Below are 17,447 nucleotides of genomic sequence, written 5' to 3'. Positions count from 1 at the left end.
GTATGATTTAATTTTTGTAGTGATATTGATTTTCAGAAAGAAGATTTCCTTTAGCGTCTTTAATAAATTGAAGCCTTCCAAAAGAATCATATGTATATCTTATTTGGTCTCCTTTAGGATCTGTAATAGTACTTACTCCAATAAGTGGAATATAAGTATATGTACTTACCATTGCATTTGTTAAGGAACTTCTCAATGCGTTTAAAGCATCGATCAAATCAACTTCAGTTCCTGTATTAGAACGATTTTGAAGGTTTTGCACATAAGAAGAAATCTGGTCATAAGTGGCATTTTCTATTTTCGCAATTGGATATTCATTATTATAGCCCCAAATATATACTATATGAGTGCCTGCCGAGGTAGATAATTCTTTCACTTTCCCATCCAAATAATAGCTATGATATTGAATACGATTTTCTAATGGGCTTATACTTTTTGCAGCTTGAATAAATTCCGGAAGAACAATATTATTTGTCCAGGTTTTAAAATTAGTTCTTTGTGTGTTTTTTAATGATTTAGATCCGTCAGGATTTCTTATAAATGTTTCTGTTTGGATAGGTATAGAAACAATGTTTTTGTCTATTAAGTTATTAATTGTTTGACTTTGAAAAGTATCTAAACCAGTTATTGATCCCTTATTATTGGGATAATATGTTTTAGTGGTTACAAGCTGGTTTTCACTATTAAGAGAACTGACTTCTGTTGGGTAGCCTGTCTGTTCATCATATATATATGAAGTAACATTTTCAGTAGTTCCATTTTTTTCTTTAGTAGTTGTACTATTATAATTTAACTGAAAATCTCTTGCTGTATGTTTTATTGATTGTATTGCAAAATCACTTGGTCTGCTAAATTTCAGGACAGTTCCATACTTATCCATAGCAATTGATTCCATTGGGTATCTTAAAATCTGGCAGTCAAAAACATAATTTGAAGGATTAATTTCTGTATCGTTGTATGCATATTCAAGTGTTTGTTTGCTAGTAAAAGCCCCGGAATTATTTTCTAGCAAGTTTTGCTTAAGAATTTTTCCCAATCTAAATTCAATATCAGGATAAAGATCTAAAAATGGTTGAAAAGATTGTTTAATGTAATTGGTATAGTAATTTTCTGTTTTACCAATACTTTCATCATTATTAATAATATCTACCTGAGAATAAAAAATATGACTTCCTAAAAAAGACAACGGAGTGATAGGTCTTAAATTAAAGGTAGTTTCATAGTGCGTTTGATAGGAAAATGCTCCACCATCATTTTGCATGAGTATATTTCCGTTAGGTAATTCCATAACGGTTGTGGCAACGTAAACATCTTTACGAATCATAGCACTTTTGAATCTTGGACTTGGTTCTACAAGAAAACCACTTGATATCAAAGGGTTTAAAGAATATGAGTTATCAATATATTGATACTTTTTAGTAACACAATTCCCAGATTCGTGATTAGGGCAATCTTTTGTCTGTGCTATTCTAATTCCTCCCACTTCAATATTTGAAGAGGAAGGATCATCTACATAAGGAGTCGTTCGGTATTCAATAGTTGTTTTCGCATTATGGTTACCGCTTTCTACACCTATCTCGCATAAGTGTGTTCTTAATCTATAGTTACCTGGTTCTAAATATCTAAAATATTCTTCGCTATAATATTTTGGTCCTGTATTTACTTCGTTATTTTGATATAATCTATAAAATTCCTGACCATTGCTATCTAGAAATGAGCTCGTGGCAGAACTTTTTCCTGCAGTTACATCAACTTCAAGTGTAATTTTGACTGTTTGACCGTACGGAATGTTTACAACTTTTTCGTTTTGGTCGCAGTCAAATCCATTGTTTTCAGAAGATAATGACACAAATTCTAATGCATTATATTTAGGATTTGAAGATTCGTAATCTCCTCCAACTCTCTTAATTTGATTAGGTTCATAAGTAATTTCTGTAGTTCCTTTGGTTGGATAGGTTATCTTTTTTAGTGCTCCTATTATTCCCTTACTAAATGAAGGGCTTAAAGAATAATTTACATTATATTCAGAGAAAGGGATTCCACTATAAAATCCCCATAAATCAGTCATATTATTTGTAATTTTATGAGTTGGTACCTCTTGTAAATTTTCGTAGTCAAAATTGTAGTAGTCAATTATACTACCATTACTATCTTCCTTTTTAATAGAGGTCAGGTAGTAGTAATAACCACTATCATAATAATCAAAGTTAAATTTTTCAATTAATTTGTTTTTTAAATTATACACACTAACAGATCGTAATTTGACCTGATAAGTGCCTTCTACACTTGTAGGATCAGGAAGTCCGGAATATGCAGGTCTGTAAAAAATATTTTGATCAAAAAGTATGTATCCATTCGGGAAATCAATTCGTTTTATGATTTTTGACTCTGTAGTTTCTAAACTAAAGTTAGATGAATAACCACCACCATTCGCAGGCGGTTCTATACCTAATTGTGTATGTACTGTTTTTGTATTAGTTGTATATCTATGAATGGAATTATAATTATCGTATTGAAAATTAAGCTCCTTATTGGAGTTGGGTAATGTTATTTTACTAAGCATAAAAGAACTCATATAATCAGTTTCATCACTGGACCATGTCCAGTCCATAATCATAGTATGTTCAAGATCGTTAAATTGGTATAAAATTCCCTTATCATCTTTAATACTGATGAATCCATTAAAAGTTGCTTTATAATTTTTCTGTTCTGAAAATACAGATGTTTTATCATATTTGAATCTGAAACTTCCATTAATGGTTGCTGTGTTTAATATAAATTTGTCCGGACGCGTATCATGACCATAATCAGTTGCATTTTTTAAAGCTTCAACTTTTTCTGCGACAGAAAGATTATCTAAGTTTTCATATTTACTACCTCGAACAAAATAACCAATATAAGGATCTTCATCTTCAACTCCCTTCATTTGCCTTGCTACAACACCACTAAAATTTGCTGTCCATCCCATTCCTACCATTGTAGGATCGGTTTCTGGTTTAAAACCATTATAATTATATGATAGCGTTAAGGGATATTCAAAATCTCCTGATTTTATTGTATAAATTGGTATAGTATAATTGATTTGTCCTGTAGATAAATTAACAGGAACTCCTCCATATTGCCCAAGACTTGCAGCTTCTGGAGATGCAGAAATAATCTTTGGGAGAGATGGAGATGTATTATTTTGGCCCAATACAAAAAAGGAGCTTATCATAAACAAGATTATAAACTTAATTTTCATTGTTAAATAATTTTTTTAAGGTTTAGTTAGTTTTTTGCTTTCTTAAATTAGAATTTCATCTGCTATTTTAAATTTAGAACAATAATAGTAAAATTTTTCTTATTATTTTAAATAATTATTAACAAATTATTTCTCATAATTTTGATTGTTGTTTTTTCAATAAAAAAGATATATTTGTAAAAATTAATTTATATTTTGCTTTGAAAAAAAATCTGCTAAAAAAAATGCCTTCTTTCAACCTTCAGGAAATGTTGATTGTTCTCGCTATTATAGGAATCTTACTTTTAATTGCACTGCCTAACTTAATGCCGCTAATTACTAAAGCTAAAAGCGTCGAGGCTCAAGTACAGTTAAAAGCTATTTATAATGCTGAAAAGCAATATTATTTTATGTATTCTAAGTACAGTCCTAATTTTACCGAAATTGATTTTGAAGCTCCAAAAACGACAAAAGAAAATGGGAGCGCTAATTATGTTTATGAAATTATTCAGTCTACTAATAATGAATTTAAAGTAAAAGCAACAGCAATTACTGACTTTAACGGAAATGGCGTTTTTAACGTTTGGGAAATTGATCAGAATGGAGTTCCAAAGCAAATTATAAACGACTAAATGTGGTATTTAAAACTTCTGTTAATTAGTGTATTTGCAATTGTTCTTTATCAGGATTTTAAGGACCGTTTGGTATACTGGTTTTTATATCCTATTATAGGCGTTTTGTCTTTTGTGATTCAGTTGTATAATGTACCAACAACAATTGCATTCTTTAATTTAGGAGTAAATTTATTATTTATAACCCTAATTTTAGGGATTAGTTTTTTATATACACGATTTCGCAATTTAAATTTTGCAAACGCAATTGGGATAGGTGATATCTTATTTTTTGTTTTTGTTTCAGGTACATTTTCCATAGTTTCTTTTTTTGTTCTGTTTGTTTTTGCATTACTTTTTTCTATCATTTTACAGCAGGTATTAATTAATAAGGAAAAAGATCAAACAGTACCTTTAGCAGGTTATATGTCACTCTTTTTTGGAGTGGTGTATGCAATGACTTTTTTATCTAACAGCACTTTTTTATACGCCTACTAAATATGAATAGTTTCGATATTCCGATAGAGTTTCAGCAACTTGTAAAATCAGAACAGGCTTATTACTACAGAATCATTCCTATTGGGAAAAATGATAATACGGTTCTGTTAAAAACAGATGCTCCTGATATTCTGGGATTGCAAAATGAGCTTGGGATTTTATTAAGTTTTAAAGTAGCATTAGAAAATGATTCTACAGAAAATATTAACCGCTATTTAAGTACCAATTATAGAAAAACCTCAAATAATAGCGTTTCAGAAATTCATTATACAGCTGATTTCTTAGAGAAAATTGTATTAAACGCTAAAGAAATAGGCAGTAGTGATATTCATTTTGAACCTTACGAAAAAAACGCCAGAGTTCGTTTTCGTTTAGATGGAAAATTAAAAGAGCAATTTCATATTTCGGTTGAAGAATATCCTATTATAGTCAATAAAATAAAGATCAGGGCACAGCTCGATATTTCTGAGAAACGTTTACCGCAAGACGGCCGTATTACCATGGTAACAGATTATCAGGATTTTGATGTTCGTGTATCTGTATTACCAACTCTGCATGGAGAAAAAGTAGTTTTACGTATTTTGAGTAAAGATACCAGTCATATTGATATTAATTCTCTTGGTTTTACAGAGGGAGAATTAAAGTCTTATTTAGAAAATATAAAGCGGCCTAATGGTATAGTTCTTATTTCCGGACCAACAGGATCGGGAAAAACGACTACTTTGTATGCTACTTTAAAAAAATTAAATGTTCCTAATACTAACATTTTAACAGTAGAAGATCCTATAGAATACACTCTGGAAGGCATTAATCAGGTACAGCTTAGAGAAAATATAGGACTGGATTTCGCTACTACACTGCGAACCTTTTTACGACAGGACCCTGACATTATTATGGTAGGAGAGATTCGTGACGTAAATACAGCCAATATGGCAATTCGTGCTGCTTTAACCGGGCATCTTGTTTTATCAACGATTCATACCAACTCAGCGTGGGCAACGGTTTCAAGATTGATTGATATGGGAATTCCTTCCTTTTTAATTGCGAGCACCTTAAATATTAGTGTTGCGCAACGGTTGGTTCGTAAATTATGTGAGAGCTGTAAAGTCGAAGAAAGTATTACTCCATCAATTTTCCCAAGCGGATTTGAAATACCAAAAGGTTTAGATTCACATCATATAGCTGTAGGTTGTGAAAATTGCTATCATACAGGCTATTTAGGACGAAAAGCAATTTATGAAATTTTACCTATTAACAGTGAATTATCTAATTTAATAAAGAACAACCAGCTCGATATTAATGACTATCTGGAAGAAAATGACATTTTTACACTAAAACGCAATGCATTGTTATTAATAAAAGAGGGAATTACTTCTGTTGATGAAGTTTTTTCATTACTCTTGTAATAAAATACATATATAAAGTTTGCAATTGAAATAAATTCATGAAAAAAATAATTACGCTTTTTTTAATATTCATTTTTCAAGTTTCATTTTCGCAGGAAAATAGAATATTACAGCTTAAAAATCATATCGAATCAATTACTGCTGATGCACCGGGTTTAAATGAAAAAATTAATGTAAACATTAAAGAAGCTTCCTTATCCAGTTTTTTATTGGCAGTTTCTCAAGTTCATAAACTAAACATTAGTGTTGCTCCTAATTTGGGCCAGATCAATATTGTAAATAATTTTTCTGACGTAACTGTAGGTGACTTGCTTATATTTTTATGTAAAGAATATAATCTTACTATTGATTTTACAGGAAATATACTTTCTATAAAATCATTTGTGAAACCAGTTGAAATTCCTGCTTTGAAATCGATAGATGTAAGCTATGATTTAGCGAATGATTTGTTATCATTAAATTTAAAAGATGATAAGCTATATGACGTTTTTAGAAAGATAATGGACGAAAGTGCCAAAAATTTAGTTTTTGCGCCTGGTCTCGAAAATCAACTTTTGACTGTATATATAAAAAGTATGCCTTTTGATGCTGCTCTAAATAAACTTGCATTTGCTAATAACCTAACAGTTACAAAGTCGAGAGATAACTTTTATATTTTCGACAAAATCGAAGGTAATTTTGTAGCAGAAGGAACGCAGGATCCTAATGGAGCTATAAGACAAAATAAGCCACAAAGACCAAGAAAATCTAACTTTTTCTTTAAGGTTATTGATTCCGATAAAAAATTACTTGATGTAGATTTCGAAAATACGCCAATCTCCAGTATTGTATACGATATAGGTCATGAGCTGGATATAGATATGTTTATTTCAAGTCCGCTGGAGAGTGCGGGTAATGCAACAGTAAAAGCTAAGAATATTACTTTTGATGCTCTTTTGGTTAAAATATTTGAGACCAGGAATGAAAGTAATCCTTCAAACAATTCTCAGCAATTTAATAGCAATTCAGTCGCTGCTGCGCCATCATCTTCAGGAGGTTCTTATACTTTTATGAAAAATGGTTCGATTTATTATTTTGGTACAAAAGACCAGTTAGTAGTGAGAACGATTAAATCGATTGCTTTAATGCATCGTTCTATTGAGATTTTGAGCGACCCGTCAAAAGAAGGAAGAAGTGCGGGGAGATTAAATAATGCCAATAATTATACCAATTACAGTTCAAATTATAATTCGAACTATAATTCAAATAATAACTCCTTAGATAATAGGAGTAATTCTAATTACCAAAATCAAAATCAAAATAGCAATTATAATAATTCAGGCAGTTCTTCATCTTCATCCTATAGCAGCAACCCTTCAGAATCGATTTTAACGATTATTCCCGATGAAATAAAAAGAGATCTCGATATCAAGGTTGATAAAGAATTAAATAGCTTTTTAGTTAATGGTCCGGCTGCTAATATTGAACGATTTGAGTCTTTTATACAATATATCGATAAAGCCGTTCCGGTAATTTTGATAGAAGTGATGCTTCTGGAAGTAAATAGAAGCGCTACTGTCGAAACAGGAATCAAAGCTGGTATTGGAGACAAACCGGTTACAACCACAGGTAAAGTATTTCCTACGGCAGATATAAATTTAGGAGCGCAAACGATTAATAATATTATTGACGGTTTTAGCGGCTTTGGTTCTTTAAACATTGGGAAAGTGGTACCTAATTTTTATTTAAGTTTAAAAGCGATGGAAACCAACGGAAATTTGAAAGTACGTTCTTCCCCTAGATTATCTACCCTAAACGGACATAAAGCCTATTTGTCTATAGGAGAAACTACCTACTATGTTGTGACCAATCAAAACTATTATGGATCACAGATTCCACAAGCCTCAGAGGTGAAAAATTATCAGCCTATTGATGCTGAATTATCTGTAACCATTATGCCTTTGGTTTCCGGTAATGGGCAAATTACAATGGATATAAAAGTAATTCAATCTAGTTTTAATGGTCAGAAAGTCGATAAAGATGCACCTCCGGGAATCAATTCAAGAGAATTTACATCGATTATCAGAGTAAAAGATCAGGATCTTATTGTATTGGGCGGACTTGAGGAATCGGTAAAAAATGATTCAGGAACTGGAGTACCTTTATTGTCCAGAATTCCTATTATTAAATGGCTATTCAGTTCACGTAAAAGAGAAGATTCAAAGAAAAAATTAAGCGTTTTAATTAAACCTACTGTTATTTACTAATGACCTTACCATCAATAACTAACCTTTTGCTTGGCAAACAATTTATAGGCATTGAACACTTCACTTTAAATAATGAAGACAGGGTAGCATTGTTGTTAGTTGAAAAAAGAAAAGAAGGATTAGTAATTGCCAAAAAAGACAGGGTTACTTATAACGGAAAAATAGCAGAAAAATGGGATCCTAAATTGCCTTTTTTCATAATTATCAATACCAATCAGGTTATTCAGAAGGAAGTATCAGGAAGTGATCCTTCTGACGAAAAGCTACTGCACAAAGCATTTCCAAATACAAATTGGGAGGACTTTTATTTTGAAATCTGGAGACTAAAAACAAAATCAATAATTGCCATAACAAGGAAATCGTATTTAAATGAGATTATTTTAAATTATGAAAATCAAAAAATAGCCATTGCCGGAATCAGTCTTGGTATTTGTTCTATCGTTGAAATTATTAATTATACCGAAGAAACGGAGCTTTTGACGAATTGTCAGACAGTTTCAATGCTAGAGCAAAATCAGATAATTTCATTCGTTTCTCAAGAATCAGCTATAGCTTATAATATAAATGATCTCCAGATAGAAAACAGACAATTATTGGCCTTTTCAGGAATTCTGAGATTGATTATGAATGCAACTTTAAATACTGGTTCGATTATATTTTATAGTGAAGAGTTATATGACAGATACAATCAAAAAGAATTTTTTAGTAAAGGGATAAAAATCATGGTTGGAATACTTCTGGCTATTTTAGTGATTAATTTCCTTTTCTTTTCTCACTATTACAAGTTGGCTCAGGAAACCTCCGAAACCTTATTGGTAAACAAATCGTCTATTGAGGATGTAACTAAAATAAAGCAAAGAATTCTTGTAAAAGAGGAGAAAGTAAAAAATATTATTGGAAAGGCCGTTTCACAAAGTTCACTTATTATTAATGAAATTGCCAATAAAGTTCCATCTTCTATTTTACTAACAGAGTTAACTTTTAATCCGCTAGAGAAAAAAGTAAAATTAGATGAGCCAATACTAGCTCAGGAAAAAACGATAACAATTTCTGGTACTACAATCGCAAATGAGGCATTCACAAATTGGGTAGAAGCGATCGAAAAACTAAGTTGGGTAGATAAGGTTTTGATAACTCATTTTGGAAAAAATGAAGCTAATGAAACAGCATTTTCAATAAAATTAACTTTGAAATAAGATGAAGTTAGATAAAAAAAACAAACTGCTTTTGGTTGGGTTTCTTTTAGTACTCTATATATGCTATTCGTTTGCAATATCAAATACGATAAATTATTACAATGAATATAAGGCAAAACAGGAACAGATAGCTGCAGATAGTAATATGCCTAAACTAGTAGGGCAGCTTGTTCAGAAAGAAAAACAATTAGATCAGGCGCTGTCTTTGTATGATATAAACATTTCAGAATCGTTTCAGAATGATTTATTAAAACAACTCACTTCCTATAGTGATACTTACAAACTTAAAATCGTAGATTTTCAGGAACCCCATTCAGTATCACAAAAAGGATTTACTGTAACAAGTTATATTTTTTCACTAGAGGGTTCTTTTAATGGTTGTTTAGCAGTACTTAATAAAGTTGAAAATAATCCTTCTCTTGGGATTATCAAGCATTTAAACTTTGTCAAAAAGAAAAACTATAAAACCAATACAGATCAGTTATTTGTAGAGGTTATTATGCAAAAAAATAAGGGAGTTTAAGTTAAACTCATTTTCAAGAAGCAAAATATAAAAAGAAATTATGAAAAAGACTATTTTATTAGTTGTGGCATTTGCCGCACAGATCAATTTTGCCCAAAGTGTTTTTCCTATAGATGGAGGGAATGTGGGAATTGGAACAACTAATCCAAAAAGCAAATTAGAAATTACTGACTGGACTACAGCATTGACTATTGGCTCGAAGAAAAATACCGAAGCAATGGTAGACAATGAAGTGCTTTGTAGTATTGATTTTTACAAACATTATAATATAGGATATGCAGGTGCTATAAAATTATTGCAGGCTGGAGCTGGACATCAATATTCTCAGGCACATCTTGCTTTCTATACAACTAGTAGGGAAAATGTTTATACAACAGCTCCAGATGAGAGAATGAGAATTACATCTTTAGGCAATGTTGGTATTGGAACGGAAACGCCTGATTCAAAATTATCTGTAAACGGAACAATCCATTCAAAAGAAGTAAAAGTTGATATGAAAGGCTGGTCCGATTTTGTCTTTAAAAAAGAATACAACTTACCAACTTTAGAACAAGTCGAAAAACATATTACTGAAAAAGGACATTTAGAAAATATTCCAAATGAAGAAGAAGTAGTAAAAAACGGAATCAATTTAGGCGAGATGAATGCAAAGTTGTTACAGAAAATTGAAGAATTGACATTGTATGTGATTGAAATAAAGAAAGAAAATGCAGAGATGAAAAAAAGCATAGAACAAATTAAAAATAAGTAGCATTATGAAAAAGACTATTTTATTAGTGGTGATATTTGCCGCACAGATCAACTTTGCTCAAAATATTTTTCCTACTGATGGTAATGTAGGTATTGGTACCAATATGCCAACAAATATATTAACTATAAGAAAAACTCCAGATCAAAATTTTGCTCACATATATTTTGGAGAACCAATAGCAATCTCTGGTCAGCCTTCTGCTAGTCTTTGTTTTGGAGGATCCGGAATACAGAATTCAGGATTTACATGGTTACCCAATAATATTGATGATGGTAAATTACATCTTTCATTTGGCGGACAGGATAATGGAATTAAAAATCCAATAAAAATGACTTTTCAATCTAATGGGAATGTTGGGATTGGGACTACTGCTCCAGGTCAAAAATTAACAATTGTAGGTGATCAAACACTAATAGATCAAGGTGCTCCAGCTACTGGAAAGAATTCTACAGCAATTTTAAGACTCCAATCTTCTTCAGGAGGAGCAGGAGAAGTTTTGGACTTTGGAATGAATATAAAAAGTTATGGATGGATTCAGCCGCAAGATTTTAATGATCCTAATGCTTTTTATGATTTAATTCTGAACGCTAAAGGAGGTAATGTAGGTATTGGAACAGCTTCACCAGATTCTAAATTGGCTGTAAACGGAACAATCCATTCAAAAGAAGTCAAAGTTGACATGACAGGCTGGTCCGATTTTGTCTTTAAAAAAGAATACAACTTGCCAACTTTAGAACAAGTCGAAAAACATATTATTGAAAAAGGCCATTTAGAAAATATTCCGAGTGAAAAAGAAGTTTTAGAAAACGGAATCAATCTAGGTGAAATGAATGCTAAACTTTTGCAAAAAATTGAGGAGCTAACTCTTTATATGATTGAGATGAAGAAGGAAAATATGGAGATGAAAAATGAGAATATTGAAATGAAGAAAGAGATAAAAAAAATAATGAAAAAAATAGATAAAAAATAATATTATGATGAGAAAAATCATTTTAATACTTATTGTATTTGTGGCGCACACTTGTTTTGCCCAAAATGTATTTCCTACTGTTGGAAATGTGGGAATTGGTACACTTAATCCTGTAAATAATTTGGATGTTAATGGTAATATCCAAATATCAAACTCTTCAATCCCCATGGGGATAATAACAGAAGTAGGAGGTACTACTCCTCTAATGAATATGAGTTTAAATTTTAGAGAACCTAATAAAAATTTGAATTATATTGGAGCAGGTTTCAGAATTGATTCTAGAGATAACTTACCTCTTTTTCAATGGTTAAAAAGAGAGCCAAATACAGAAACTGAGCAAGTTCTAATGTCTATTAATCGAATTGGTAATGTTGGTATTGGTACAATTAATCCTGATGCTAAACTTGCCGTAAATGGCACCATTCATTCAAAAGAAGTAAAAGTTGACATGACAGGCTGGTCTGATTTTGTTTTTAAAAAAGAATATAACTTGCCAACTTTAGAACAAGTCGAAAAGCATATTATTGAAAAAGGCCATTTAGAAAATATTCCAAATGAACAAGAGGTTTTAAAAAATGGAATCAATTTAGGCGAAATGAATGCCAAGCTTTTGCAGAAAATGGAAGAAATGATGCTTTATATTATTGAGGTTAATAAAAAAGTTGCAGAAATTCAAGAAGAGAATAAGTCGTTAGTTAAAAAGGTTGAGACTATTGAAAAAAGAAAATAATATTTCCTCTAAACAAAAAAGGGCAACTCAAATGAGTTGCCCTTTTTTGTTTAGAACTTATGATTCGAATATGTCGAGTTAAAAAGAACTTATTTAAGATGTAATGGAAATTAAATTTTGTTTTTATTGTTAAGTAATATCTTATATTTGTTTGCAATAATCAATTAAAATATTATATGAAGCTTTTTTCTATTCATTTCTTTCTGTTTTTTCTTTGGAATGTTTCTCAATCACAAACTGCAGTATTAGGAACTAATCCTAGTACGCAACTAAAACTATTTGAATATTATAATCATACAAACGAATCTAAATGGATAAAACTGTTTCGGATTAAAAATTACAATGCATCAGCTGGATTTTGGGGAAAGAGTGGTGTTTCAGGAACTGTGTATTACGTAGATTACCAAGGAGAAGGTGGCGCTAAAGTAGATTTTGTTTTTCCACAAGCTTTAACTGCAAATCAAAAACCCAATATTATAAAAGCAGGAAATGCTAGTAATGATTTTTCATGGTATATTTTAAAGAACAATGATGTTTCTGGTAAGGAATTTTATGATGTATATGTTAAGACTTCCCCAGCGCATCTTGGACTTACTTTTTTGGTTAGAGGAGCTGACTATGAGGAATACTTTATTGAAGAAGCTCCTCTAAGTCAAAATTGGGCTTGGAACTCTATTAGTAATCCTGAAAGTGTAATTTCCTTTATGGGAAATGGAAATATTGGATTTGGAGTTAATAATGCGATAAACAAACTAGATGTAAACGGAACAATCCATTCAAAAGAAGTAAAAGTCGATATGACAGGCTGGTCCGATTTTGTCTTTAAAAAAGAATATAACTTGCCAACTTTAGAACAAGTCGAAAAACATATTGTTAAGAATGGACATTTAGAAAATATTCCGAGTGAAAAAGAAGTTTTAGAAAATGGAATTAATTTAGGTGAAATGAATGCCAAGCTTTTGCAGAAAATTGAGGAGCTGACACTTTATATGATTGAAATAAAAAAGGAGAATATGGAGATGAAAAAGGAGACAGTTTCGGTAAAAAATGAAAACGATTTAATGAGAAAGAATCAAATTGAGCTAGAAAAAAGAATTTTGAAAATTGAAAATAAATAGAATTATGAAGAGAATTATTTTAATGTTAATATTTTTTACATCGCAAATTAGTTTTGCTCAAAATACATTACCAGTTGGAACTTTTCAGATTACTAATGATGGGCTACACAATACAATAATAAATAGTGCAGGAGTTGCACATATGTCGATGGGATTTGATGGAGCAAAAGGATACATAAGTTTTGGAGCGCATACAGGAGGAGGCCAACGTGGAGATATTCTTTATATGAGGGGAAGTGATGGAAATGTAGGTGTTGGTACTGCAAATCCACTTGCTAAATTAGAAATTAGAGGTGGAAATATATTGGTTAGAAATTCCGCAAATGTAGATAATGAATCTTCTATTATGATTGCACATTCAATTAATATAACTAATTATGATACTTTCGGAACTTCAGTTCGAACCATTACTCAAAGTGCTGGTAATAATACTTATGGCATGCAATTTTTTACTCAGGAATCTTATTTGACAGGTCAAACGGAAAAACTAAGGATTCAAGGCAATGGGAATATTGGTATAGGAACTACAAACCCACTAAATAAACTTGACGTAAATGGCACCATTCATTCAAAAGAAGTCAAAGTTGACATGACAGGCTGGTCCGATTTTGTCTTTAAAAAAGAATACAACTTGCCAACTTTAGAACAAGTCGAAAAACATATTATTGAAAAAGGCCATTTAGAAAATATTCCAAATGAAGAAGAAGTATTAAAAAATGGAATCAATTTAGGTGAAATGAATACTAAACTTTTGCAAAAAATTGAGGAGATGACACTTTATATGATTGAAATAAAAAAGGAGAATATGGAGATGAAAAAGGAGAATATGGAGATGAAAAAAAGAATAGAAAAAATTGAAAAAAAACAGTAATATGAAAAAGATAATTTTGCTTCTTGCTGTATTTACTATACAGGTAAATTTTGCTCAGAATACCTCACCATTCCCAGTTTCAGGAAATGTTGGTATTGGAACTACTAATCCATTATACAGACTCCATTTGTCTGGTAATCACTATGATTCTCAGATTTTGTTACATTCTGTTGGAGGAGGTGTTGAAGATCGCCAAGCAGATTTAATGCTTTGGGCAAGTGAACCGGAAGTAAGCTATTCCGGAGTTGGAATTGGCAATAATGTAGCGGTATCTGCATCAAAGGGCTTACATTTATTAAATCTAATAAGAGGAGGGTCCTATCTTAGATTATTAGATAATTCTATGTCATTTGGTATTGTTTCATCTTTGGGTGTAAATAAGCAGCCTCTAATTATAGATACTGAAGGAAATTTAGGGGTTGGCACAAACAATCCTATAAGTAAATTGTCGCTTGAAGGTTCATTAACTATAAACGGAGGACTTACAAATACTTTATCAAGACCAGTTATTTCTGTTGGTACTTTAGTAAGTGGAGAAATTAGAGGTTATAGTAATGGCGGTAAATATTACGATGACGGTTTTTTAAGATTATCTGCAGGTGGAGGAACAAATGCAGGTATTAGGTCATATATTGATGTGTCGGGTTATTCTACCGTACCGGATATGAATGGAAATATTGTTTTCGGGACTTATGGGGTTGAACGAATGCGCATTGATAGAAATGGTTATATAGGTATTGGTATAGCAAATCCAGATTCTAAATTAGCTGTAAACGGAACAATTCATTCAAAAGAAGTAAAAGTGGATATGACAGGCTGGTCAGATTTTGTCTTTAAAAAAGAATATAACCTACCAACTTTAGAAGAAGTGGAAAAGTACATCGCAGAAAAAGGACATTTAGAAAATATTCCGAGTGAAAAAGATGTTTTAGAAAACGGAATCAATTTGGGTGAAATGAATGCGAAGCTACTACAGAAAATTGAGGAGTTGACACTTTATATGATTGAACAAGAAAACAAAAACAATCTACAATCTGCAGAAATAAATATATTAAAAAAAGAAAACCAAAAATTTCAATCTATTCTTGAAAGAGTAGAAAAATTGGAAAATAAATCAAAATAAAATTGCAATTTTATGAAAAACAGAATAGCCCTCATTTTAATTATAACTTTTTCATTATCCATTAATGCTCAAATTTATACACCAGTAGGAGGAATTCAAGGGACATCCATTGATAATAATGTTGGGATTGGCACAAATAATACAGTTGCAAAACTTACTATTCAAGCAGGGCCAGATAATTATCCTACACCGCTAAAAGCAATTAGTATTTGGGGGCCAAATTCACCTGCAAATTCAAATTCGGCTCAGGATTTAAGTTGGGATTTCGCTGCCGCGGGATCAACAGTTATTAGAAGTTATAGAGGTTCGAACTGGGATACTTACTTACAATTTATGACTAATAATATTTTAGGAGGAAATGCTCCACAGGTTCGTATGCATATTAGTGAAAATGGGAATGTAGGAGTTGGAACAACAAATCCACAACAAAAATTTGTAGTTTCTAATAACGGGGCAGAAGGTTTTGAACTTTACTTGAATCAACCATCTGATGTTGTTGGATTGCAATCTTATAATAGAAGTTCAAATGTTTATTCGAAAATGCAATTAGATGCCAGTCAATTTTCATTTATGTATGGTAATGTAGGTATAGGAACTACAAACCCAACAAATAAACTAGATGTAAACGGAACTGTACATTCTCAGGAAGTAAAGGTTGATATGCTGGGTTGGTCAGATTTTGTATTTAAAAAAGAATATAACTTACCTACCCTTGAAGAAGTTGAAAAACATATCGCTGAAAAAGGTCATTTAGAAAATATTCCGAGTGAAAAGGAGGTTTTAGAAAACGGAATCAATTTAGGTGAAATGAATGCGAAGCTTTTGCAAAAAATTGAGGAAATGACTTTGTATTTGATTGAGATGAAAAAAGATATTAATATTCTTAAAGAAGAAAATAAGATTTTGAAAGGTAATAAATAAAATTATTATGAAAAAATACTTAGTGATACAGATGTTCTTTATTGCATTAATTACTAATGCACAGAACTATAATAATATAGTGAATTATTCCATAAGTGGAACTCCGGCTTATGGTGTTAAAATTAAAACAAACATGCCATTTATTCCAATGAGTCAAATGCCAACAATAACAATAACGGGTTATAATTACAATACTTCAGAACCAATAAATTTAACGCTTGTTTATTATATATATTTTAATGGTTCTGAATCAGATCCTTCGGGCTATTATTTTCATTTTCCAAAAGTATCTTCTTCCGGAAGTTACACTCCTCAAATTTATTTATCTAATGAAAATGGTAAAGTGGTTATTTTTATAAATGATAAAGTTTATTATCAAAGATTTACAGTAAGTACTTATGCAAAAGGAATGGGAGAAACCAATGATTGGTTTCAGGGCTGGACTGCTGTTGACGAACCTATGACAGGAACTCAAACAATTGAAGTTCCATATCAGAACAGATTTAAAGGCAATATTTTTTTGTCAGGAAACAGTATCTGGAATGCAGATGGAAATGTTGGTATTGGTACAACTTCTCCTGATGCTAAATTAGCAGTAAACGGAACAATCCATTCTAAAGAAGTAAAAGTAGATTCGAGTGTTCCCGCACCAGATTATGTTTTTGCTAATAATTATAAGTTAAGAACACTACAAGAAGTAGAAAGCTATATAAGTAAACACAGCCATTTACCTGAAATTCCTTCAGCAAAAGAATTCGATAAAAATGGAATTTACTTAGCTGAAATGAACATGGCATTGTTGAAAAAAGTTGAAGAATTAACTTTGTATGCAATAGATCAAAATAAGCGTTTAGAAGCAATTGAAAAAGAGAATAAGTCTTTAAAAAATGAAATAAGGTCAATTAAAAAGAAATAAACCTGAACAATAAATATTTTTAAACTAATATATGGAATATTTTAAATTCTCTTTACCTCCGGCTGGCGCGAGCATCTTGCTCGTGAACACAAAGAATTTTTATTAATTATCTTGATCATGATATTCAAAGATGTAATGAGAAAATACTTTGCGTTAGCTTCTTACGGAGATCCCTCGTTCCTCCGATGACAAGATTGCGTAATCAAAACTTACCATTAAAAATCCGCAACAATCCTTGTTTTCGCGATAGCGAATCTGTGTTATCCACGTGCCATTTCACAAATTACTATATGATACATTGATGTTATTTAATTATTAGATATTCTTTTGGCATTGGTTCACAAAGT

15 protein-coding genes are annotated in these 17,447 nt (G+C 31.2%); 14 read left to right on the top strand and 1 reads right to left on the bottom strand.

Annotated elements, in window-relative coordinates; all coding sequences use genetic code 11:
• Window positions 1-7: 7 nt before the first annotated feature.
• Window positions 8-3,214, bottom strand: coding sequence for an RHS repeat protein (locus ACIDC4_RS00455; protein WP_412043881.1), 3,207 nt, complete (start codon window positions 3,212-3,214; stop codon window positions 8-10).
• 251 nt (window positions 3,215-3,465) lie between these two features.
• On the opposite strand from ACIDC4_RS00455, the gene ACIDC4_RS00450 reads away from it, so the two are divergent.
• The 14 genes from ACIDC4_RS00450 to ACIDC4_RS00385 all read left to right on the top strand — a co-directional run bounded on the left by ACIDC4_RS00450 (window position 3,466) and on the right by ACIDC4_RS00385 (window position 17,100).
• Window positions 3,466-3,852, top strand: a complete 387-nt coding sequence (locus ACIDC4_RS00450) for a type IV pilin protein (protein WP_412043880.1) — start codon at window positions 3,466-3,468, stop codon at window positions 3,850-3,852.
• Window positions 3,853-4,329 (top strand): hypothetical protein, encoded by a 477-nt coding sequence (locus ACIDC4_RS00445; RefSeq protein ID WP_412043879.1) that lies wholly within the window; start codon window positions 3,853-3,855, stop codon window positions 4,327-4,329.
• Between the two features lie 2 nt (window positions 4,330-4,331).
• On the top strand, window positions 4,332-5,735 hold the full coding sequence (locus ACIDC4_RS00440; RefSeq protein WP_412043878.1) for a GspE/PulE family protein: 1,404 nt from the start codon (window positions 4,332-4,334) through the stop codon (window positions 5,733-5,735).
• Between the two features lie 38 nt (window positions 5,736-5,773).
• The gene (locus tag ACIDC4_RS00435; protein WP_412043877.1) at window positions 5,774-7,981 is read left to right on the top strand and encodes a type II secretion system protein GspD; all 2,208 of its coding nucleotides are present in this window, start codon (window positions 5,774-5,776) and stop codon (window positions 7,979-7,981) included.
• Window positions 7,981-9,177, top strand: a complete 1,197-nt coding sequence (locus tag ACIDC4_RS00430) for a hypothetical protein (RefSeq protein WP_412043876.1) — start codon at window positions 7,981-7,983, stop codon at window positions 9,175-9,177. Before ACIDC4_RS00435 ends, ACIDC4_RS00430 begins: the two co-directional genes overlap by 1 nt.
• A gap of 1 nt (window position 9,178) precedes the next feature.
• Window positions 9,179-9,700, top strand: coding sequence for a hypothetical protein (locus ACIDC4_RS00425; RefSeq protein WP_412043875.1), 522 nt, complete (start codon window positions 9,179-9,181; stop codon window positions 9,698-9,700).
• Between the two features lie 40 nt (window positions 9,701-9,740).
• Window positions 9,741-10,451 (top strand): hypothetical protein, encoded by a 711-nt coding sequence (locus ACIDC4_RS00420; RefSeq protein ID WP_412043874.1) that lies wholly within the window; start codon window positions 9,741-9,743, stop codon window positions 10,449-10,451.
• 4 nt (window positions 10,452-10,455) lie between these two features.
• Window positions 10,456-11,421 carry a hypothetical protein gene (locus tag ACIDC4_RS00415; RefSeq protein ID WP_412043873.1) on the top strand — a complete coding sequence of 322 codons (966 nt, stop codon included), beginning with the start codon at window positions 10,456-10,458 and terminating at the stop codon, window positions 11,419-11,421.
• Window positions 11,422-11,425: 4 nt separating this feature from the next.
• Complete coding sequence (locus ACIDC4_RS00410; protein ID WP_412043872.1) at window positions 11,426-12,151, top strand: hypothetical protein; 726 nt, start codon at window positions 11,426-11,428, stop codon at window positions 12,149-12,151.
• 176 nt (window positions 12,152-12,327) lie between these two features.
• Window positions 12,328-13,269, top strand: a complete 942-nt coding sequence (locus ACIDC4_RS00405; protein WP_412043871.1) for a hypothetical protein — start codon at window positions 12,328-12,330, stop codon at window positions 13,267-13,269.
• A 4-nt stretch (window positions 13,270-13,273) separates the two neighbouring features.
• The gene (locus ACIDC4_RS00400) at window positions 13,274-14,140 is read left to right on the top strand and encodes a hypothetical protein (protein ID WP_412043870.1); all 867 of its coding nucleotides are present in this window, start codon (window positions 13,274-13,276) and stop codon (window positions 14,138-14,140) included.
• 1 nt (window position 14,141) lies between these two features.
• Window positions 14,142-15,263 carry a hypothetical protein gene (locus tag ACIDC4_RS00395; protein ID WP_412043869.1) on the top strand — a complete coding sequence of 374 codons (1,122 nt, stop codon included), beginning with the start codon at window positions 14,142-14,144 and terminating at the stop codon, window positions 15,261-15,263.
• Between the two features lie 12 nt (window positions 15,264-15,275).
• Window positions 15,276-16,184 carry a hypothetical protein gene (locus ACIDC4_RS00390; RefSeq protein ID WP_412043868.1) on the top strand — a complete coding sequence of 303 codons (909 nt, stop codon included), beginning with the start codon at window positions 15,276-15,278 and terminating at the stop codon, window positions 16,182-16,184.
• A gap of 7 nt (window positions 16,185-16,191) precedes the next feature.
• The gene (locus tag ACIDC4_RS00385) at window positions 16,192-17,100 is read left to right on the top strand and encodes a hypothetical protein (RefSeq protein ID WP_412043867.1); all 909 of its coding nucleotides are present in this window, start codon (window positions 16,192-16,194) and stop codon (window positions 17,098-17,100) included.
• The last annotated feature ends 347 nt before the right edge of the window (window positions 17,101-17,447 follow it).

This window comes from Flavobacterium sp. C3NV, from assembly GCF_046825355.2.
Lineage (GTDB): Bacteria > Bacteroidota > Bacteroidia > Flavobacteriales > Flavobacteriaceae > Flavobacterium.
The sequence above is the reverse complement of the archived record's forward strand: the minus strand, read 5'-3'. Positions and strand labels throughout refer to the sequence as shown.

Bases quoted from the DNA above. Each gene is read 5' to 3' on its own strand.
- ACIDC4_RS00405 (WP_412043871.1), top strand. From the start codon at position 12,328: ATGAAGCTTTTTTCTATTCATTTCTTTCTGTTTTTTCTTTGGAATGTT.
- ACIDC4_RS00440 (WP_412043878.1), top strand. From the start codon at position 4,332: ATGAATAGTTTCGATATTCCGATAGAGTTTCAGCAACTTGTAAAATCA.
- ACIDC4_RS00425 (WP_412043875.1), top strand. From the start codon at position 9,179: ATGAAGTTAGATAAAAAAAACAAACTGCTTTTGGTTGGGTTTCTTTTA.
- ACIDC4_RS00420 (WP_412043874.1), top strand. From the start codon at position 9,741: ATGAAAAAGACTATTTTATTAGTTGTGGCATTTGCCGCACAGATCAAT.
- ACIDC4_RS00415 (WP_412043873.1), top strand. From the start codon at position 10,456: ATGAAAAAGACTATTTTATTAGTGGTGATATTTGCCGCACAGATCAAC.
- ACIDC4_RS00400 (WP_412043870.1), top strand. From the start codon at position 13,274: ATGAAGAGAATTATTTTAATGTTAATATTTTTTACATCGCAAATTAGT.
- ACIDC4_RS00395 (WP_412043869.1), top strand. From the start codon at position 14,142: ATGAAAAAGATAATTTTGCTTCTTGCTGTATTTACTATACAGGTAAAT.
- ACIDC4_RS00450 (WP_412043880.1), top strand. From the start codon at position 3,466: ATGCCTTCTTTCAACCTTCAGGAAATGTTGATTGTTCTCGCTATTATA.
- ACIDC4_RS00445 (WP_412043879.1), top strand. From the start codon at position 3,853: ATGTGGTATTTAAAACTTCTGTTAATTAGTGTATTTGCAATTGTTCTT.
- ACIDC4_RS00390 (WP_412043868.1), top strand. From the start codon at position 15,276: ATGAAAAACAGAATAGCCCTCATTTTAATTATAACTTTTTCATTATCC.
- ACIDC4_RS00385 (WP_412043867.1), top strand. From the start codon at position 16,192: ATGAAAAAATACTTAGTGATACAGATGTTCTTTATTGCATTAATTACT.
- ACIDC4_RS00410 (WP_412043872.1), top strand. From the start codon at position 11,426: ATGATGAGAAAAATCATTTTAATACTTATTGTATTTGTGGCGCACACT.
- ACIDC4_RS00435 (WP_412043877.1), top strand. From the start codon at position 5,774: ATGAAAAAAATAATTACGCTTTTTTTAATATTCATTTTTCAAGTTTCA.
- ACIDC4_RS00455 (WP_412043881.1), bottom strand. From the start codon at position 3,214: ATGATAAGCTCCTTTTTTGTATTGGGCCAAAATAATACATCTCCATCT.
- ACIDC4_RS00430 (WP_412043876.1), top strand. From the start codon at position 7,981: ATGACCTTACCATCAATAACTAACCTTTTGCTTGGCAAACAATTTATA.